Origin of the sequence: Sphingopyxis sp. 113P3 (assembly GCF_001278035.1) — a bacterium.
GTDB lineage: Bacteria > Pseudomonadota > Alphaproteobacteria > Sphingomonadales > Sphingomonadaceae > Sphingopyxis.
This window is the reverse complement of record NZ_CP009452.1, coordinates 1,812,458-1,830,548: the sequence shown is the minus strand read 5'-3', so window position 1 is coordinate 1,830,548 and position 18,091 is coordinate 1,812,458. Positions and strand designations below refer to the sequence as shown.

Below are 18,091 nucleotides of genomic sequence, written 5' to 3'. Positions count from 1 at the left end.
AGTTGCGCGAGGCGGCAGTGATTGATTCAAGGCTCGGGAAAGGAGTCTTGGAGATGCGTCGCCGTTTTGAGCTGACAGATTTCGAATGGTCTGTGATCGAGCCGCTGCTTCCGAACAAGCCGCGGGGCGTGCCACGTGTGGATGATCGCCGGGTGATCAACGGGATATTGTGGCGGTTCCGCACAGGCAGCCCCTGGGCGGATATTCCGGAACGCTATGGTCCACACACCACCTGCTACAATCGCTTCGTGCGCTGGCGCAAAGCCGGTGTGTGGGATCGGCTGCTGACGGCAGTTTCCCATGCCTTCGACGGCGAGTTGGTGATGATCGACAGTTCCTCCATCCGGGTCCACCAGCACGGTGCGACCTTAAAAAGGGGGACCCAAATCGCTGCATGGGACGTTCCCGCGGCGGTTTGACGACCAAGATCCACGCACTGGTTGATGGACGAGGCCTGCCGATCCAGCTGCACTTGTCCGAAGGACAGGCGAGCGATTGCAAACAAGCTGATCCGCTGCTCGGCGCCGTGCCGGAAGGCAGCACCTTCCTCGCCGACAAGGCCTATGACAGCGACGCCATCCGCGCGCGGATCACAGCACAAGGCGGCTTCGCCAACATTCCCGCCAAGCGCAATCGCAGGCAGGGCTTTGTGTTCAGCACCTTCCTCTACCGATATCGCAACCTGATCGAACGCTTCTTCGGAAAACTCAAACACGCCAGAGGCTTGGCCACCCGATACGACAAGCGAGCCGACAACTTCCTCGCCGCCATCAAGCTCTTCTCAGCACGCCTCTGGATCAACGCTTATGAGTCCACGGCCTAGGTCCGCACGCTGGCGCCCTGCATCCAGGTCGACTTCCTGCGCGACATTCGAATTGCCACCTTTTTCCGCGCAATCGAGCCGTGCCGTCAACATGCCCTTGTCGAGAGCTGTGTTCGCGGAGATGGTCCAATCCAATTCGTATGACCCTGGCGCCAGCTCAACCAAGCGGCGGGCGGCATACCCCCTCGCGCCGGCGATAGCGGAAATCGACAGAAGCTTGCGCTCCGGTTCGATCGTTGCACCCAGATTTCCAGATGAGGCCAACTGCCAATCCATCGGCGGCAACAGTGGCTGCCGGGAGAAATTAGCGAGAGCGACATCGTCCCCCTGCCCCGTTGATGCCTGGTGCGGTCGTCCTAATACCTGCGACAGTTGCCGCGCCGTATCGAAATGGCCATCGCGGACAAGATACAACATGAGAACCGGATCGGCGTCGGTTATGTCCGTCTGCTTCCACGGCGCTCTTGCCACACGAATACGCAGCTTCGCTGCGTTAACCAGGCTTTCCGGTGTACCGAGGACAGTCTTCCAATAGCGCGCTGACCAACTCGGCTTCGCTCCTAGAACTGGAGCAAGCGTAGCATCTGCGCCCGGACGTGCTGTTGCCTGTGCCATCGCTCCAATGTACGTGGCGCGCAAGCTCTCGTTTGTTAGAATGCCGCGCGACAGCCAGCGAAAGAAGCTGTGTTCGTCATTTCGGCGGGCTGCGGCTTCCACCGAAGCCGATGTAATTAACGAACTCCGGCGGGTGAGTCTGCCACCTAGGTCTAGTAATTTCTCCCTCTTCGCATCGTTCGCGCGGTCAAATGATGCGATCAAGAGTCCGAGCGCAGCGGATGACAAAGGCTCCTTCCTGTATGCGCTCGAAGCCAACTCGCGCTCGTGCGAGGAAACCACAGCCTTCCGGTCGGTCGCTTGCCGCACCGCATAGGAGGCGAAAGCAAGATTTGCTTGGACCTGTCCCATGGGGCCGACGCCGAGCGCCGCGGATTTACTCGGATATTTGACTTGATTACTGATTACCGCACTCGCGGTGCCAACCAGCAGAGCCAGTACACCCGACGCCGACCATAAAAAAATTCGAGCAGTTCTCACCGTTCCGCCAACTTCTCACGCCGGCCCAGCCAACTCATTCATCACCGCTTCTGGCGGCGCCATAGCTGAAACCGTACCCATAACCGTAACCATAACCGTAGACTTGGTTGCGGGCGCCGACCTCCGTTACGATCGCACCGAACAGCTTCGCTCCCGACATCCGGAGGCGGTTCAGCGCCGTTGCGATCGCTCGATTCTTGGTGCCGTTCGCCTCAATGGTGAACAATACACCTTCCACCCGGCGCGCAATGAGCGGCGCGTCAGCCAATCCTAGCAACGGCGGCGCGTCCACCAGTACGTGATCGTAGCGATTCAACAATTCGGTGATCAACGTACCAAGCCTCTCGCTTCCCAGCAGTTCTGCAGCATTCGGCGGCATTTTGCCGGCAGTGATGATCGAGAACCCGAAGTTGGGTAACTCCGCGATCATTCCATCGAGGTCGTCGTCGCCCGAAAGATAGTGACTGAGGCCACGTTGGTTGGGAATATCAAGGTAGCGATTGAGCGATGGATTGCGAACGTCCGCATCGACCAAAATGACGGACTTACCTGTAGCCGCAAGCACCGTCGCGAGGCACAGAGACGAGTTGCTCTTACCTTCCTTCGGCCTCGACGACGTCAGCATGATCGCTCGCGGCGCCCCGTGTTCGGTTAGGAAGGTCAAGTTGGTCATCAAGGAGAAATAGGCTTCGTAAATTGCCGATTTCTTGTCCGCAATCGCGTCTACGATCGGCGTACTGAGCACTTCGGGGATGGCTCCCAGGAGCGGCAAATCAAAGCGTGGCAGAACGTCCTGCGGATCGCGGATCGAGCTATCCATTTTCTCGAGTACAAACACGAGACCGGCAGCCAGTGCCATACCGATGAGAAGCGATACAGCAATGTTGACCAACAAGCGGGGGCTCGAAGGACGTTCTGCAGGTTTAGCGCGATCGACGAGCGAAACGTTGTTTGTCCCCACGCCCGCAACCCCGATTTCTTTATAGCGCTGGAGCAAGCCTTCATAAAGCTGCCGGTTCGAATCTACTTCCCGCTGCAAAATCGCCATCTCGATCGATTCCCGCTGCTGGCTATTGTAGCGGCTCGTCAATCCATCAAGCTCAGCCTCCAATTCGCGTTCGCGCTTCACCGCAGCGTTATATGCCTCGCGATTGCCCTCCGACGAACGGCCGACCTCGGCGCGGATGCTCTGGTCTAAATTTGCTATTTCCGACCGCAACGATGCTACGGCCGGATAATCATCCGCGAAGACCGTTTGCATTCGCGCAAGTTCGGCTTCCGCCTCAGCTCGCTTCTGGCGCAAGGCGCTGATCGTCGGCGCGTTCACCTGCGCTACGCCCGTCATCGTATTGGCCAGTTCGGCTTCGGCGGCTATGCGCGCCTCACGCGCCTTGGCAAGCGCCTGGCTGATCTGGATGATATCGGACCCCACCAGCGTTTGGGTCCGCGTCCGCCCACTGGTGTCCGTTTCGGAGGCTACGGTGACGATCCCCTTGGAAACCGAATAGTTGATCAGCGCCCGCTCAGAAGACTCGAGATTTTTTCGAAGCGTCTCCAGTCTCGCTTCCAAATATTTGCGGGCGTCCGAAGTTGCTGCGAAACGACGATCGATCGTCGCTTGCACGAACTGGGTAACCCAGAGGTCCGCAAGTTTTGCAGACAATGTGGGGGACGGCGTCGAAAAGCTAATGTCGACTAGACTTGAGGTCCGCACTGGGGAGACGTCAAGGTGGTCTAGCAAAGCAGTTACCGCCTTGTCGGTCAGGCTCCTTCGCTCGGCGCTGGTCATCCCTCCGTCGGAAACCTCGAGGTCAAACGCGTCGATAAACGCCTTGTCCGCGGTAAGGTTTCCAGCTCGAACGACGCGTTCGGCGAGAGATTCCGACTTAAGCAGCGAATATTGAGTATTGTAGAAGGCGATCTCGTTGATCGCGCTTCGGTCTCGCTGTTCTTCTACCGAGGTGTCAACGGGAGCATCGGGGAGAACCTCGATCCGCGCAGTCGAAGTATATTCTGGCGTCGTGAGAAATGTCGCAAGGAGGCCAAGTAGCAGCGTACCAATAATAACCGCCATGACCCAGTTACGATGGCTTATAATCGCTGCAAATATGCGCTCAATTTCTGGAAGCGATGTAGCATATTGCCGCTCGCCATCTTCGCGGTGAACAGCAGCGGGATCAACAGACACGACAGGGCCGCGGACAATCTCGTTCATTTGGCGGTCAATCCCTATCAAAATTCTCGGGCAAGCAAGATCAGCGGCGACAGGAGCGCCGGCGTAGCGGCTAGAATGTCTTTAAACATCCGACGCTGCGGTGAATCGCCCACGATTACAACGTCGTTGGGGAATATCTCCGGATCGGCGTAGTTGCCTCGACGAATGGCTTCAATATTGTAAATGCCTACATATTGCTTCGTTCCGACGTTGCGGAACACGACAACATCCTCAAGCTTTGCATATTCGGTGAGACCACCCGCGAGCGCAATGGCGCGCATCAGGGTCACGCGACCAGCGACGGGATAAGAACCCGACCGCTTAACCTCACCGTCAACCGAGACCGCCATCGACTGGAATGCGAGCGCGCTTGCACTGGTAGGTGCCTTGAAGTTCACCGTAACCTGGGGATCGCGGAGATATTTTTCTGCAAGCTGTGATCGAATTTGATCGGCAAGGGCCAACGGGGTTTTACCGGCGGCCGCGACCGTTCCGACGAGAGGAAAGGAAAAATTCCCCTCCCCGTCCGTCATAATGTCGCGCTGAAGATCCGGCACCCCAAAGACTTCAATACGCAACTCTGTGAAGGGACCGACGAACGCCAACCGTGTCGATCGGATCACGTCGGACGCTTCGGGCGGGGGCAGTTCTGACACTGCAGTGATCGGCGTCCCGGGCACACTAGCCACCGGAGGGGCGCTTTTCACGCATCCAGCAAGCAGCGCGGCGGTCGCGGCACACAGAAGAAGATTTTTCATAGGAAAACTGTCAAACCCCGTAATCGACGGCAAAAAGCTATAGTGGCTCGGCCTTTGCTCGCAACCCTATTCCCGCTGGGCCGTGGCGGGCATAGGACATACGAAGACAACAAGAAGCATGATCGTCATGACCTGCAGCGATGGCGTTCGCAGCGGATAGTCGACAGCGCTGGCCCCGGCGAGTATCGCTGCCGTCGCGAGCACCGGGAGGCGATAGTCGCCACGATATCCTTTAACTAGCCGCTGAAAACCGATGCGCCAGACGGCTCTGCCAAACCACGCCAAGCCACACAAAACGATCACCGCAAACGGCAGACCGCCTGTAATCAGCATCTCAGCCCAGTCATTATGGGCGTGATTGAAGTAGGCGGGCTGTAGCAACGCATCGGTCTCGAATATCTGGTAAATGCTTGGGAAAGAACCAAAGCCGCCACCAACGAGCCAATATGTCTCGATCATCTGCTGAACGCTCGGCCAAGCGAGTATCCGAAGATCATCCGCGACCCGATTATCCGTTACCCGGCTTAATGAAGTTGTGCGGTCGGCCAAGAACAGGATCGTTGCCAAGAGGGCCGCAAGTAATACTGGGGGAGCATAAATAAGCCACTGCGACGCAAGCCGGTTTCCGCCGCCCGCGCGGTGCTGAGCAGCTGCGGGCCGACTACGCCAAGCAGGGAGGATCATTGCATAGCCTATTGCGAACGCGACCCCTCCAGCCAACAAGCCAGCCCGCGAGCCGATCAAAATCGTCATGGAGGTACATAGGATCGCTGCCGCAGCATATCCGAGTTGAACCAGAATATTTTGCTGCCTCCGCATTAACTCGTCACGAAGGAGGGTTGCCGCAAAGATGATTGCGCATGCTTGGAAAACGGCGTGGTGATTGCGGTTGGCGAAGACACCTACCATCGAGTTGGGGTTGGTGATCCGGTATAGATAGGCGGGACTGCCATTGCCCGAGACGATCTGGAGTAGCCCAAGCAGGCCGCTTGCGACGGCAATGATCACCAAAGCCCGCATCAACCGGGCCATATCATCGGCGCAAAGGCGGCTGGAGACCAGTAACGCCGCAATCGGAACCGTCATCGCGAGGAGACTGTTCCAACCATCCGAAGGGGTCATTGAAATCGGCCGCCACAGATCTTGGTGCCCGAGCACATGATCAATCTCGATGATCAGTTCACGGCCGGGCAATGCGTGCCAGATCGAAGGCGCGAGAGGGATTAGTTGGATCGCGATCCAGGCGGCCAGCGCGAGCAGGATTGCCAGGGGACTGCGGATACGGCGCCAGTCCTCCCGCGTCATACGGGTAACTGCCCAGCACGCGAACAGTACTGAAACGCCTCGCAATATCGGGAGCGAAGCCACGTCACTTCGCGAGCCACCCCCGGTGAGAAACACGAACAGCAGAAACAGAAGTGGCACCCACTCTTGTATCTGGGAGGAACCCAAGCCCGTCGGGCGCGCGGCCCCTCTAGTTCGTCTGCTCATATTATAGATGTTCTAGGACTTGGATTTGGGAGGAAGCCGGGCGACCGACGCGCCTGGCCACACGAATAGACAGTCCCGCGAAGAGTGGCAAGGCGGGGCAGGTTGACGCACAGGGCTATCGCATTTGACCGAGGATGGTTTTGGCGAAGGCGTTGGACCATCCGGAGCGTTTCCGTTTTCTCCTGATGGAGATATCGGGTCTGGCGGTTCGCAGGACATTGAGGGCGAGCTTGCGCAAGGTTGCGAGATTTTCGGGGGCATGGTCCTTTCGGCTGCGGGCGCGATCTTCATCGAATGTCATGTCGAGCACCCAGTGGAGACCATTTTCGATCGACCAGTGGGATCTGGCGGCGGCAAGATATTCTTCCGGGCTCAGCGTCCGGGATGAGAGATGATAATGGCGGGTCGTTGTGGTCTTTCCATTGCGGGTGACCGTGGCCTCGATCATGCCGAGACAGGCAAGAGCGGGCATGTCCACCGGTTCGGTGCAGGCGCGCTTGGGACCGTGCAGCCAGCCAAGGTCATGGCTGACAAAAGCCCGCCGCTCTTCGAGACGTCCATGATCGGCATCGCTTGTCTCAGTCGTGGCGAGACCGGCAAGGATATCCGGTGCAGCGAAGTAGCTGGCCACCGCCTCATGCAGGGCCGGTCTGTTCGCCTTGAGACGTAAGAGATAATCGCCGCCACGATCGAGGATCAGCTGCGCAGTCTCGGTCTGGCAGTGCAGGGCATCGGCGGTGACAAGCTGGCCTGTGAGGTCCAGGCATTCGAGGAGCGCTCTTGCGGCAAGGATTTCGCTGTCGCCTTCCCCCGGACGGAAGCTTTCCTGGCCGATGACGGTGCGTGTCGACGAGGCAAAGGCCGTCACCACCGCCAGCGGCGATCGGCCGGCTGCCGTGTCGAACGAGCGCCGCAGTGTCTTGCCGTCGATGGCGACAACACCGGCACCCGCTTCGCCAAGAGCGGTCAGAAACTGCTCGAAGCAGCGTGCAAAGGCTGCCGGATCCAGCAGCCGGAAAATCCGGGAGAAGGTGTCATGGCTGGGAACCCCATTCTCAAGGCGCAGAAACTCCCGGAACAGATCCTCGCGATCCACCGCGAAATCCGCAAAATCCGAACAACTCTCCGCCCCGCAAATCGACGCCGTCAGCGCCATCGTCAGCACTTCCAGCAGATCGTGACGGCGCGCGTTGCCCGTTCGCGGATCGCGAAGATCATCAAACGCCGCGGCAAACCAGGACATGGATATCCTCCTTACTATGAAGGACACCCAAAGAATCCATATCAACTCATCGCGCTACTATATTTTTCAAATGCGATTCCCCTGGGTTGACGCAGGCTTCAGGCCGCATTCGCCCTCGCCTCGCACTCGTGCGCGAAGACAAACCAGCGCTGGTCGCCCTCAAGCGCAAGGGCTGCGAGCGTCCCGCTGCGAAAGGCACCCACGTCGACGCCAATGCGGTTCGCCTGCTCGTCTGGTTCTGCCGTGATGCTGTGACCGTGGACAATCATCTTCCCATGGTCGGCGAGGTTGTCGAGGAATTCATCGCGAATCCAGCGCAGGTCCGAGAGCGACTGCTTCTCGAGCGGGATTCCGGGGCGGATGCCCGCATGGACAAAGGCATAATCGCCGATCTCGATAATATCCTCGCCCGTTCCCAAAAATGCGACATGTTCGGCGGGCACAAGCTGCGGCAACCGCTCGGCGACCTCCTCGAAGGTCGCGTCGGCAAGACTTTCCTCATTGTCCCAGTAACTCGCGACGGTGGCATCGCCGCCAATGCGCATGAAATAGCGCAGACGCCGCACGTCACCCGTCAACGCGGCGAGAAAGCATTCCTCGTGATTGCCGATAAGCAGCCTGGTATCAGGAAATTCTTCGCGTAGCCGCATAGCGCGCTCGACGACCTCAGCTGATTGCGGCCCGCGATCAATAAGATCGCCGAGGAGAATGATTGTCACCTGCGCCGCGCCGCGTGTGGCATTATCGGCGCGGATCAAATCAAGCATTCCGGCAAAAAGATCGTCGCGACCGTGAATGTCGCCGATCGCATAGACGCGCTGCCCCTCGGGGATCGAAAAGCCGCTGCGCGCCGGTTGGGCAGGCTTGCATTTACGCTTCCAAAACATGAACAAACAGACCGATCTACCGTTACTCAACAAGACATATGGCCGAAAACAGGGCCTTGCAGGCGATACTCGCCCTAGCCCCCCCGATCGGCCGTGGCAATATACGCGGGACGCGCGATAGCGTTGCAGTGCACGGCGCCCCAAGCGGAATTTTTCATAGCCTCGGCAAACTTAAGGGTGTCGCAAGTATTTGCGCTTAGTGCGTCCTTAACCACAAGCGCGGACACAACCTATGAGAATCATGACTGTTTTCGGGACGCGTCCGGAAGCGATCAAAATGTTCCCCGTCATCCACGCGCTGCAAGGCCGTGATGACGCGGACGTGCGTGTCTGCGTCACCGCGCAGCATCGCGAGATGCTCGACCAGGTGCTCCACATTGCGCGCATCAAGCCCGATATCGACCTTGATCTCATGCAGGCGAACCAGACGCTCGACGCGCTGCTCGCGCGCCTTGTAACGGGGCTCGGCGAGACCCTCGACGCCGAGCGCCCCGACCGCGTCCTCGTTCACGGCGACACGCTGACGACGATGGCGGCGACGCTCGCCGCCTATTTCCGTAAGATCCCGGTGGGTCATGTCGAGGCGGGGCTGCGCAGCGGCAACATTTATCACCCTTGGCCCGAAGAGGTGAACCGCAAGGTTGCAGGCGCGGTCGCAGACCTCCATTTCGCGCCAACGGAGACCGCCGCTGCGGCTCTGCGGGCCGAAAATGTCCCCGACAGCCAGATCCACGTCACCGGCAACACCGTGATCGACGCGCTCCTTGCCACAAAGGCGCGCATCGACGACGAGCCTTCGCTCGCCGCCGGGCTTGATCCGCTCGTCGCCCGCTTTCAGGGCAAGCGGATCGTCGCCGTCACCTCGCACCGACGCGAAAATTTCGGAGACGGCATGAAGGCGATTGCCGATGCGATCGCGGCGATTGCCGCGCGCAGCGACGTCGCGGTCATCTTTCCCGTTCATCCCAATCCGCAGGTGCGCAGTGCCATGGAGCCGACCCTTGGCGGGCTTGCCAATGTCGCACTCATCGACCCGCTCGATTATCCGCATTTCGTGCGGCTGCTCGCGGAATGCCACCTTGTTCTCACCGATAGCGGCGGAGTGCAGGAAGAAGCGCCGTCGCTCGGCAAGCCCGTGCTCGTGATGCGCGAGACCACCGAGCGCCCCGAGGGCATCGCCGCAGGCACGGCAAGGCTCGTCGGTACGCGGCGCGACCATATCGTTTCCGAAATCTTCAGCCTTTTAGATGATGATGGCGCCTACAACGCCATGGCCCGCGCCCATAACCCCTTTGGCGACGGGACCGCCGGCGTCCAGATTGCGGAGATTGTCGCGCGTGGCCGTTAATATCGAACAGAAAGTGACTGTTGTCGGGCTCGGCTATATCGGCCTCCCCACCGCGGCCCTCATTGCCCGTTCAGGTTGTCAGGTCACCGGCATCGACGTCAGCGCCACGGTGGTCGAGACCATCAACAAGGGCAAGGTGCACATCGAGGAAGTCGACCTTGACGGGCTTGTGCAGGGTGTGGTCGCGCGCGGCACGCTCGTTGCCTCGACGACAATGGCCGCCGCCGATACCTTCGTCATTGCCGTGCCGACGCCGCACGATGCCGACTATCGCCCCGACATCAGCTTTGTCCTCGACGCTGCGCGGGCGATCGCCCCGGTGTTGGAAGTGGGGAATCTTGTCATCCTGGAATCGACCTCGCCGGTGGGCACAACCGAAAAGGTCGCCGATCTGATCGCCGACCTCCGCCCCGATCTCAAAGTGCCGGGGCGCTGCAGCGGCGCCGCCGACATCTTTATCGCCCATTGCCCCGAGCGCGTTCTGCCGGGGCGCATCCTTGTCGAACTGGTTGACAACGATCGCTGCATCGGCGGCGTCACGCCGCGCTGCGCGCGCCGAGCGATGACCTTCTATCGCCAGTTCGTGCGCGGCGCCTGTGTCACCACGACGGCGCGCGCTGCCGAGATGGTTAAGCTGGTGGAAAACAGCTACCGCGACGTCAACATCGCTTTTGCCAACGAATTGTCGATGATGGCCGAGGCGCTCGGGGTCGACGTGTGGGAAGTGATCCGGCTCGCCAACCGCCATCCCCGCGTCAATATTCTCCAGCCGGGCCCAGGCGTCGGCGGCCACTGCATCGCGGTGGACCCCTGGTTCCTGGTCCACGGAGCGCCCGAGCACAGCCGCCTGATACGCACGGCGCGCGAGGTGAATATTGCCAAGACCGCACATGTGATCGGCGCTACCGAGATGCTCGTATCGCAACATCCCAATGCGCGCGTCGCGTGCCTTGGTCTCGCCTTCAAACCCAATATCGACGATTTCCGCGAAAGCCCCGCATTGGAGGTCGCCGCGGCGCTCGCGCGTCGCTTCGGCCCCCAGATCGATATAGTCGAACCCTATGCACGGGGCCTGCCAATGGAGTTTGCTGGCACCGGCGCGCGCCTCATTGACCTCGACAGCGCTCTGTCTGAATGCGAGCTCTTGATCGTCCTCGTGGACCACGACCTTTTCAAGTCCATCCCGCTCGAAGAGCGCGCCGACAAGATCGTCTATGACACGCGCGGGCTCTGGCTAGACCAGCCGAGCGGCGGGCACTCCAATCGTCTTCATCGGGCGGCTTGACCCATAGGGCTTGACCTACCAGGGCCCGCATCCGATCTTAGCCCCATGTTGACGCGCCTCGAAACGATCATCGTCGAAAAGCCTTGGGGCCGCACCGACATCCCCCCCACCTTCGGTGACTTTGGAGGCCGGCGGATCGGCGAAATCTGGTTCGCCCATCCCTCAGGAGACGAGGCGCCGACCCTCGTCAAATTTCTTTTCACCTCCGAGCGGCTGTCGATCCAGGTTCACCCCGACGACGAGGCCGCGCGCGCAGCGGGCTATCCGCGCGGCAAGGAAGAATGCTGGCTGATACTCTCCGCCGATCCCGAGGCCGAGCTCGGCGTCGGGCTGACCGCGGAGACGACGCGCGAGGCGCTGCGTGCCGCAGCGCTCGACGGCAGCATAACCGACATGATCGACTGGCGCGCGTCAAAACCCAATGATTTCGTTTACAACCGCGCTGGCACAATCCACGCGATCGGCGGCGGGCTGATCGTCGTCGAGGTGCAACAGAATGTCGACTGCACCTATCGGCTCTATGATTATGGTCGCCCGCGGGAATTGCATCTCGACGAAGGGCTAAAGGTCGCGACGCCGGGCCCGGTTCACGACCCGCGCGATACGCTGGTCGACCCGCAGACGAGCCGGATGCTGGTCGAAGGTCCTTATTTTCACCTCGCCCATCTGGCCGGGCCATTCGATCCGGAAATGATCGGGCGCATCGCGGGCGAGGCCACCTTCGTCCCGCTTTCGCCGGGATGCCGCGCCGAGGGAGAGGCGTTCACGCTCGGCGAGGCCATTTTGCTCACCGACCCAGCATCGATCGAACTCGATGAGGGCGCCCGCGCCCTGCTGACCTGGCCCGCCTGACGAACGGCAGGCCGGCCATCCCTCACCGCAGGGTCATCGTGTCTCCCTCGATCGTGACGGCGCCGAGTTTCGCAAGATAGCTCTGCCCGAGGAGCGACACGCCCATATCGGCATCGACGACCGCAGCCGGCACTCCGCGAATCTCGATCCCGCCCACCTCGACGCTTGTGAGCAAGAGCGTGCGCATCGGCACATCGCCCCCCGCGGTGCGGGCGGTCCCGGAAACGGGCAATCGATCGACATCGATTCCGACCGCCTCGGCGTCGGCCCTCGTGAGCGCAACAATAGAAGCCCCGCTGTCGACCATCATTCGCACCGGACGGCCGTTGATCTCGGCATCGGCATAAAAATGCGAATCCCCGGCGCGGCTCAGCTGGACCTCGCTGCTTCCCCGTGGAGAGGCGGCAGTCCAACCACCGCGCTCGCGGCGTTGGGTCGTCCAATTGGAATTTTCATCGCCCGCGTCCATCGTGGATGGCACGCGATCAGGAGCCGAGCGGCTGGCAATCCCGGCCACGCCGACCGACACGGCCGCGATCCCCGCGGCGATACCGATAAATCGCCCCAACATAGGCTGCCTTTCGCACGCGGCGCGTTGGAGAAGAGTTAAGACGGGTTGAGATCAGCCGCGCTCTACGAACGCCCGCCAGCTCGACACCCCGCCGCGCAGCGAATAGGTGATACGCGCGCAGGCATAGGGCCGCCCCGCTCTATTGTCCGCCTCGGCTGCGGTTTCCGGCCAGAGCTGCGCCCCGCCCTCCCCCGCCGCCCAGCAGACCAGCGCCTCGGCCTCGGGCCTCGCATCGATCTCGGCGCGGTCGGCGGCGCTGTAGCTTGAGGGAACGCTCCAGCCGAAAATCCTGCGTTCGATAGGCCCAGTGGCCGCGAACAGCGGCGCGAACGCAGCGCAGCGGTCGGCAAGCAGCGCCGCGACAGCCTCGCGCTTTGCAGCCCCCAGCCAGCGTCCGCCAAGAAGCGGCTCCCAGCGCGCGGCCTCGCGTGAGCGAAGCGCCGGAAAAAGCTCGTCCGCCGCGGCCGCGAAGCGAGACAGCCAGGGCGAGTCCGCAGCGAGCGGCGCAAGCCTCGCAGGCGCGGTGGCGGGCGCGGGTTCTATCGGCACCAGCGGCGCTCCCACTTCGACCTGCGGAGTGGAGGCCGTGCAATCCTGCGCCATGGCGGGAAGTGCGGCGAAAGCGGCGAGGAGCGCCGAGAAGACCAGAAGAGCGCGCATGACCCGCACGATATCATGCCGGGGCGCGTGCGTCACGAAGCCGGCGCAGCGAGCCCTGCGCGGAGCCATTCCGGCGCCTTCGCGGCATCAATCATCTCGATGCGGCGATGCTCGACCGACCAGCCGAGATCGGGATAGGCGATGATCTGCCGCGCGGGCTCCGCCGCGGCGAGCGGCACCACGACCAGACGCCGGTTGACCTTCTGCCGCCAGTTCATGCGCGCCGTATTTTCCTGCCCGACATAGCAGCCCTTGGTGAAGCTCACGCCGCCGAGCTCAGCGGCATTGCATTCGAGCCAGAGCGTTGTCCCATCGCCGAGCTCGGCGCGCCCTTCGGCGACGCCAAGCGACAGCCGGTGTGCGCGCCAATTGGCATCAGCGCCCTCCTCGCCCGGGCCGCGCGGCGCGAGCCAGCGCTGGCCGAGCGCGGGGAGCCTCGGGTCGGGGACGCCGAGGTCGCCAAGCGGTGCCCAATGCACCGCTAGCTCCTCCTCGCGCACAATGCTGATCGCGCGGCGGAGGCGGTAGATAGTCAGGCGCTTGGTTAGCTCCTCGGCCGCATCGCGCTCGCAATCGAGTAGCAGATCATCTTCGTCGCCCCAGACGAGGAAGTCGAAAAGCACCTTTCCCTGCGGCGTCAGGAGCGCCGCCCAGACCGGCAAATTTCCCGCGACATCGTTGGTGACAAGTCCCTGGAGGAAGCCTTGGACATCATCGCCCGAAAGGCGGATGAGGGCGCGATCGTTGAGGGTGGTATTGGCCATTCCGATAATCTAGGGACGCGCGAGCCAAAGCCAAGTCACGATCTGCCCAAGGCCTCCTTATGACCGACCGCCTCACCATCCGCCGCCCCGACGACTGGCACGTCCATCTGCGCGACGGCGCGATGCTGGCGCATGTCGCGCCCTATACCGCGCGCCAGTTCGCGCGCGCGATCGTGATGCCGAACCTCGCGCCGCCGGTGACGACGGTCGCCGAGGGCATTGCCTACCGGGATCGAATCCGTTCGGCGGTCCCCGCCGAGCTCGATTTCACCCCGCTCATCGTCGCCTATCTCACCGATAGGAGCGACGCGGACGAATTGGCGCGCGGCCATGACGAGGGCGTCTTCACGGCAGCAAAGCTCTATCCCGCGCATGCTACCACGGGAAGCGCGCACGGCGTCACCGATATCGCGAACATCATGCCGGTTCTCGAGCGGATGCAGGCGGTCGGCATGCCCTTGCTCGTCCATGGCGAGGTCACCGACGCCGAGGTCGACATTTTCGATCGCGAGGCGGTCTTCATCGAGCGAACCCTCGCGCCCCTGGCAAAGGCGCTGCCCGCGCTCAAGATCGTCCTTGAACATATTACCACGGCAGAGGCCGCGCAGTTCGTCTCCGACGCGCCGGCGACCATCGCCGCAACCATCACCCCGCAGCATCTTCATATCAACCGCAATGCGATGCTCGTCGGCGGCATTCGGCCGCACGCCTATTGTCTGCCCGTCGCCAAACGCGAGCATCACCGCCTCGCGGTCCGCGCCGCCGCAACCTCGGGGTCGCCCAAATTCTTTCTCGGCACCGATAGCGCGCCGCACGCGGTCCACACCAAGGAAGCCGCGTGCGGCTGCGCAGGGATCTTCAATGCGCCCTATGCGCTCGAAAGCTATGTCCAGGCCTTCGACGAAGACGGGGCGCTCGCCCATTTCGAGGGATTTGCCAGCGAGCATGGCCCGCGCTTCTACGGCCTCCCGCTCAACGAGGGCCGCATTACGCTCGAGCGCGGCGCGGCCGTCGTTCCAGAGCGGATCGGTGACGTCGTGCCCTTCCACTCCGGCGAGACGCTCGCGTGGCGCCTCGCCCGGCAAGACGCCTGAAGGTTCAGGCCGCGCCCATCGCTCGTTCGGCGCGGAGCTTGCGCCAGATGTCGAAGCTGAACACCGCGACGCTCGTCCAGATGAGCAGGAAGCAAAGAAACTGGACGGGCTTCAGCGGCTCGCCAAAGGCGAAAAGGCTCAGCAGGAACTGGATCGTGGGGGCGAGAAACTGGACGAAGCCGAGCGTTGCATAGCTCATCCGCCGCGCGGCGGTGGCAAAAAGGAGGAGCGGCACGGCCGTGACGACGCCGCCCGCTGCAAGCAGCCAGCTGATCCCTGTATCACTCCCGAAACCGGCACCGTCGCCGATCCAGATATAGTAGAGCGCGGCAGCGGCCGCGAGCGGCAGCAGAAGCGTCGTTTCGATCGCAAGGCCGGGGAGTGAGCCGACAGGTGCGATCTTGCGGATCAGGCCATAGAGGCCAAAGCTGAAGGCAAGCGTCAGGCTGATCCACAGCGTATCGAGTGCGCCGCCGAGGAGGATGGCCACCCCTACCCCGGCGATCGCCACCGCGAGCATCTGGAGCCTGCTCAGTCGCTCGCCGAGGACGAGCATGCCGAGCATCACATTGACGAGCGGGTTCAGATAATAGCCAAGGCTCGCGGCAAGCACATGGTCCGTGAAGATCGCGTAGATATAGACCAGCCAGTTGAGCGCGATCAGCAGCGCGCTGGCGAGCAGCAGCCTCAGAACGCGCATATTCCTGAGGGCCGCCAGGAAGTCGGAGATCTGATGCCGCGCGAGCATGATGACGACGCAAAGCGGGAGCGACCAGATGATACGCTGCGAGAGCACTTCGACCGGCGGCACGGTCTCGAGCAGCTTGAAGAAGAGCGGAACGAAACCCCAGATTCCGTAAGCCGCCAGCGCGTAGGGCAGCCCACCCTGATTCCTCCCCGGAGGAGCTTTTGGGTCGTTCATGATGCGGCTCTTTGGAAAAGCGAGAGTATCAGAAAAGACCGCCGCCGATCATCAGGCGCACAACGCCGACGACGATCACGACGATATTGAGGTTGCGGCCGCTGGTCCGGTTCGACATCGCGCCGAGCGCAAGCCCGACAACCGCAATTGGCACCACGATCCAGTTCGCCCAGCCGAGAAGCGGGATGAAGGCGGGAATGGCCAAAATCAAGGCGATAACGCCGACGACGATCGATGCGAAGTTGAGCATGGATCCAATGTCGCACTTCATCGGTAGCACGGCAAGACCCTATCGGTTCGTCGCCGTCAGCGCTCCTTTCATCTTGTTGCCTAGGGTTCATGCAACGCAGTTCAGTTTGGAGCCGTTCTCACAGCGAAACGCCGGATACCGTCAGGCATCGAGGCGTCGAACCAGGAAAGGACTTATGATGCGTAATCTCACCAAAAGCCTGCTCGGAGCGGTTGCGGCGATCGGCGTTGCCGCCACTGCCCCCGCCTATGCCGGCGTCTCGCCCGCCGCCCCGGCGCCCGGCCATGTTTTCGTCAAGGCCGACCAGGACGCAGGCTTCTATCGCAAGAAGCGCGATCGCCGCCATTATGCGCACGACCAGCGCGTCAACAAGAATACGCGCATCTGGCGCGGGAGCGACGGCCGCTATCGCTGCAAGAAGGACAATGGCACCACGGGCCTTCTGATCGGCGGCGCTGTCGGCGGCCTTGCCGGTCACGAGATTGCTGGCGACGGCGACAAGCTGCTTGGGACGGTAATCGGCGCCGCGGGCGGCGCGCTTCTCGGCCGCGAGATCGACCGCGACAAATATCGCTGCCGCTAAAAAGCTGCACAAAACCGTTACGGGTGCGGGTTCGGACCCCTCCACCCGCACCGCGTGATGGAGAGGGCGTCGTCTTTGGACGGCGCCCTCGTCTGTTGCACGCCGGCGCAATTGCGCCTTGCCCCTGCTTTCCTCTTCGCCCAGAAGCGGGGCTCACCTCGCCGCCTCGCCGAAAGGACTGCCATGCTCAATGGACCTCTTCTCGTCACCGAGCGGCTAATCCTGCGCCCGCCCGCCGCTGAGGATTTCGGCGCCTTTGCCGAGATGTGCGCCGAGGATGAGACGATGCGCTTCATCGGCGGGACCTGCCCGCGGGCGCAAGCTTGGCGGCTTTGGTGCACGCTTGCCGGCGCGTGGCACATCCGCGGCTATTCGATGTTCTCGGTCATCGAGCGCGCGACGGGCGAATGGGTCGGGCGGCTCGGCCCCTGGGAACCCGACGGCTGGCCGGGTCCCGAAATCGGCTACGGTGTGCGCGCCAAATTCGCCGGCATGGGCTATGCTTTCGAAGGCGCGGTTGCGGCGTGCGACTTTGCGGTCGAGTTTCTGAAATGGCCCGAGATCATGCACAGTATCGATCCTGCCAATCACCGCTCGCAGGCGCTCGCCAAACGGCTCGGCGCGACGAATAGCGGCCCGACCCGCCTTCCCGCCCCCTTCGAGGACGCGCCGGTCGATGCCTGGAGGCAAAGCGCCGATCAGTGGCGGCAAAAGCGCAAGGAACTCATGCCATGACCGACCATCATGTCGACCCTGAACGCGCGCAGTTCGACGCCTTCAAGGCGCTGCCGCGCGACACGGTGATCCACATGCTCAATCTCGTCCGGTTTCGCAAGAAGGCCGCCTATCCCGCCGGCCATCCGCTCGCGGACCAAGATCTCACGGGCGCCGAGGCCTATCGCCATTATGGCGCCGAGAGCGGCGCAATCTTCCAGCGCGTCGGGGGCCGGATTGTCTGGCGCGGTACGATGGAGGCGATGGTGATCGGTCCCGACGGCGAAAGCTGGGACGCGGTCTTTATCGCTGAATATCCGAGCAGCGGCGCCTTCATGGAAATGGTCACCGACCCGGTTTACCGGGAAGCGGTCGTCCACCGCCAGGCCGCGGTCGAAACCTCGCGCCTCATCCGCTGCAGCCCGAAGGCGTCTCGCTCCGAGACAGTTTTCGGCTAACAAAGCCTTACCGGTTAACGCTTTTTCCTCACATCTTCTTAACCAGACTTCGGCTAGTCCGGATGAAAGATTAAGGGA

The 18,091-nt window shown here is 62.0% G+C and carries 19 protein-coding genes; 8 read left to right on the top strand and 11 right to left on the bottom strand.

The features are described 5' to 3' along the window. The first annotated feature begins 53 nt into the window (after positions 1-53). Positions 54-823 (top strand): IS5 family transposase gene (locus tag LH20_RS22880; RefSeq protein WP_144423492.1). Its coding sequence is split into 2 segments (ribosomal slippage): positions 54-369 and positions 369-823, totalling 771 coding nucleotides; the frame shifts between segments, so codons are not numbered across the junction. Here the strand turns inward: LH20_RS22880 and LH20_RS23295 are convergent. The 6 genes from LH20_RS23295 to LH20_RS08835 form a co-directional block, all read right to left on the bottom strand. Next, complete coding sequence (locus tag LH20_RS23295; RefSeq protein WP_235527164.1) at positions 782-1,918, bottom strand: hypothetical protein; 1,137 nt, start codon at positions 1,916-1,918, stop codon at positions 782-784. The genes LH20_RS22880 and LH20_RS23295 overlap by 42 nt on opposite strands. Positions 1,919-1,952: 34 nt before the next feature. Continuing rightward, positions 1,953-4,133, bottom strand: coding sequence for a GumC family protein (locus tag LH20_RS08855; RefSeq protein ID WP_053553888.1), 2,181 nt, complete (start codon positions 4,131-4,133; stop codon positions 1,953-1,955). 17 nt (positions 4,134-4,150) lie between these two features. Beyond that, positions 4,151-4,891, bottom strand: coding sequence for a polysaccharide biosynthesis/export family protein (locus LH20_RS08850; RefSeq protein WP_235527163.1), 741 nt, complete (start codon positions 4,889-4,891; stop codon positions 4,151-4,153). A gap of 66 nt (positions 4,892-4,957) precedes the next feature. After that, entirely contained in the window at positions 4,958-6,196 is a 1,239-nt protein-coding gene (locus tag LH20_RS08845; protein ID WP_053553887.1) for an O-antigen ligase family protein, read from the bottom strand. A 301-nt stretch (positions 6,197-6,497) separates the two neighbouring features. Beyond that, positions 6,498-7,625 carry an ISAs1 family transposase gene (locus LH20_RS08840; protein WP_053553474.1) on the bottom strand — a complete coding sequence of 376 codons (1,128 nt, stop codon included), beginning with the start codon at positions 7,623-7,625 and terminating at the stop codon, positions 6,498-6,500. A 98-nt stretch (positions 7,626-7,723) separates the two neighbouring features. Further along, complete coding sequence (locus LH20_RS08835; RefSeq protein ID WP_053553886.1) at positions 7,724-8,512, bottom strand: metallophosphoesterase family protein; 789 nt, start codon at positions 8,510-8,512, stop codon at positions 7,724-7,726. 232 nt (positions 8,513-8,744) lie between these two features. Here LH20_RS08835 and wecB point away from each other — a divergent pair, with 232 nt between their 5' ends. From wecB to LH20_RS08820, 3 genes are read left to right on the top strand one after another with little or no spacing between them, the layout of a single operon-like run. Further along, positions 8,745-9,860 (top strand): non-hydrolyzing UDP-N-acetylglucosamine 2-epimerase, encoded by a 1,116-nt coding sequence (wecB, locus tag LH20_RS08830; RefSeq protein ID WP_053553885.1) that lies wholly within the window; start codon positions 8,745-8,747, stop codon positions 9,858-9,860. Next, entirely contained in the window at positions 9,850-11,145 is a 1,296-nt protein-coding gene (wecC, locus tag LH20_RS08825; protein WP_053553884.1) for a UDP-N-acetyl-D-mannosamine dehydrogenase, read from the top strand. Before wecB ends, wecC begins: the two co-directional genes overlap by 11 nt. A 45-nt stretch (positions 11,146-11,190) precedes the next feature. After that, positions 11,191-11,997, top strand: a complete 807-nt coding sequence (locus LH20_RS08820) for a class I mannose-6-phosphate isomerase (RefSeq protein ID WP_053553883.1) — start codon at positions 11,191-11,193, stop codon at positions 11,995-11,997. 22 nt (positions 11,998-12,019) lie between these two features. On the opposite strand, the gene LH20_RS08815 is transcribed toward LH20_RS08820, so the two are convergent. Genes LH20_RS08815 through ygfZ form a run of 3 tightly spaced genes read right to left on the bottom strand, consistent with a single transcriptional unit; the run spans position 12,020 to position 13,992 of the window. Beyond that, entirely contained in the window at positions 12,020-12,568 is a 549-nt protein-coding gene (locus LH20_RS08815) for a retropepsin-like aspartic protease family protein (RefSeq protein WP_053553882.1), read from the bottom strand. Positions 12,569-12,619: 51 nt separating this feature from the next. Then, entirely contained in the window at positions 12,620-13,228 is a 609-nt protein-coding gene (locus LH20_RS08810; RefSeq protein ID WP_158501120.1) for a hypothetical protein, read from the bottom strand. 32 nt (positions 13,229-13,260) lie between these two features. Then, entirely contained in the window at positions 13,261-13,992 is a 732-nt protein-coding gene (ygfZ, locus tag LH20_RS08805) for a CAF17-like 4Fe-4S cluster assembly/insertion protein YgfZ (protein WP_053553880.1), read from the bottom strand. 59 nt (positions 13,993-14,051) lie between these two features. Here ygfZ and pyrC point away from each other — a divergent pair, with 59 nt between their 5' ends. Continuing rightward, positions 14,052-15,086, top strand: coding sequence for a dihydroorotase (gene pyrC, locus LH20_RS08800; RefSeq protein ID WP_053553879.1), 1,035 nt, complete (start codon positions 14,052-14,054; stop codon positions 15,084-15,086). Between the two features lie 4 nt (positions 15,087-15,090). Here the strand turns inward: pyrC and rarD are convergent, their stop codons facing one another. Next, positions 15,091-16,008 (bottom strand): EamA family transporter RarD, encoded by a 918-nt coding sequence (gene rarD, locus LH20_RS08795; RefSeq protein ID WP_053553878.1) that lies wholly within the window; start codon positions 16,006-16,008, stop codon positions 15,091-15,093. A gap of 28 nt (positions 16,009-16,036) precedes the next feature. Next, positions 16,037-16,258 carry a hypothetical protein gene (locus LH20_RS08790; RefSeq protein ID WP_053556185.1) on the bottom strand — a complete coding sequence of 74 codons (222 nt, stop codon included), beginning with the start codon at positions 16,256-16,258 and terminating at the stop codon, positions 16,037-16,039. Between the two features lie 175 nt (positions 16,259-16,433). Between LH20_RS08790 and LH20_RS08785 the strand changes: the two genes are divergently transcribed. From LH20_RS08785 to LH20_RS08775, 3 genes are all read left to right on the top strand, one after another. Further along, positions 16,434-16,841: a glycine zipper 2TM domain-containing protein gene (locus tag LH20_RS08785; RefSeq protein ID WP_235527162.1), complete on the top strand. Its 408-nt coding sequence runs from the start codon at positions 16,434-16,436 to the stop codon at positions 16,839-16,841. 183 nt (positions 16,842-17,024) lie between these two features. After that, the gene (locus tag LH20_RS08780; protein ID WP_053553877.1) at positions 17,025-17,576 is read left to right on the top strand and encodes a GNAT family N-acetyltransferase; all 552 of its coding nucleotides are present in this window, start codon (positions 17,025-17,027) and stop codon (positions 17,574-17,576) included. Further along, complete coding sequence (locus tag LH20_RS08775; RefSeq protein ID WP_053553876.1) at positions 17,573-18,013, top strand: DUF1330 domain-containing protein; 441 nt, start codon at positions 17,573-17,575, stop codon at positions 18,011-18,013. Before LH20_RS08780 ends, LH20_RS08775 begins: the two co-directional genes overlap by 4 nt. Positions 18,014-18,091 lie beyond the last annotated feature (78 nt).

Excerpts from the sequence above, each read along its gene's own strand:
- LH20_RS08855 (WP_053553888.1), bottom strand. The coding sequence starts at position 4,133 with ATGAACGAGATTGTCCGCGGCCCTGTCGTGTCTGTTGATCCCGCTGCT.
- LH20_RS08850 (WP_235527163.1), bottom strand. The coding sequence starts at position 4,891 with ATGAAAAATCTTCTTCTGTGTGCCGCGACCGCCGCGCTGCTTGCTGGA.
- LH20_RS08845 (WP_053553887.1), bottom strand. The coding sequence starts at position 6,196 with ATGACGCGGGAGGACTGGCGCCGTATCCGCAGTCCCCTGGCAATCCTG.
- LH20_RS08840 (WP_053553474.1), bottom strand. The coding sequence starts at position 7,625 with ATGTCCTGGTTTGCCGCGGCGTTTGATGATCTTCGCGATCCGCGAACG.
- LH20_RS08835 (WP_053553886.1), bottom strand. The coding sequence starts at position 8,512 with ATGTTTTGGAAGCGTAAATGCAAGCCTGCCCAACCGGCGCGCAGCGGC.
- wecB (WP_053553885.1), top strand. The coding sequence starts at position 8,745 with ATGAGAATCATGACTGTTTTCGGGACGCGTCCGGAAGCGATCAAAATG.
- LH20_RS08820 (WP_053553883.1), top strand. The coding sequence starts at position 11,191 with ATGTTGACGCGCCTCGAAACGATCATCGTCGAAAAGCCTTGGGGCCGC.
- LH20_RS08815 (WP_053553882.1), bottom strand. The coding sequence starts at position 12,568 with ATGTTGGGGCGATTTATCGGTATCGCCGCGGGGATCGCGGCCGTGTCG.
- LH20_RS08810 (WP_158501120.1), bottom strand. The coding sequence starts at position 13,228 with ATGCGCGCTCTTCTGGTCTTCTCGGCGCTCCTCGCCGCTTTCGCCGCA.
- ygfZ (WP_053553880.1), bottom strand. The coding sequence starts at position 13,992 with ATGGCCAATACCACCCTCAACGATCGCGCCCTCATCCGCCTTTCGGGC.
- pyrC (WP_053553879.1), top strand. The coding sequence starts at position 14,052 with ATGACCGACCGCCTCACCATCCGCCGCCCCGACGACTGGCACGTCCAT.
- rarD (WP_053553878.1), bottom strand. The coding sequence starts at position 16,008 with ATGAACGACCCAAAAGCTCCTCCGGGGAGGAATCAGGGTGGGCTGCCC.
- LH20_RS08790 (WP_053556185.1), bottom strand. The coding sequence starts at position 16,258 with ATGCTCAACTTCGCATCGATCGTCGTCGGCGTTATCGCCTTGATTTTG.
- LH20_RS08785 (WP_235527162.1), top strand. The coding sequence starts at position 16,434 with ATGATGCGTAATCTCACCAAAAGCCTGCTCGGAGCGGTTGCGGCGATC.
- LH20_RS08780 (WP_053553877.1), top strand. The coding sequence starts at position 17,025 with ATGCTCAATGGACCTCTTCTCGTCACCGAGCGGCTAATCCTGCGCCCG.
- LH20_RS08775 (WP_053553876.1), top strand. The coding sequence starts at position 17,573 with ATGACCGACCATCATGTCGACCCTGAACGCGCGCAGTTCGACGCCTTC.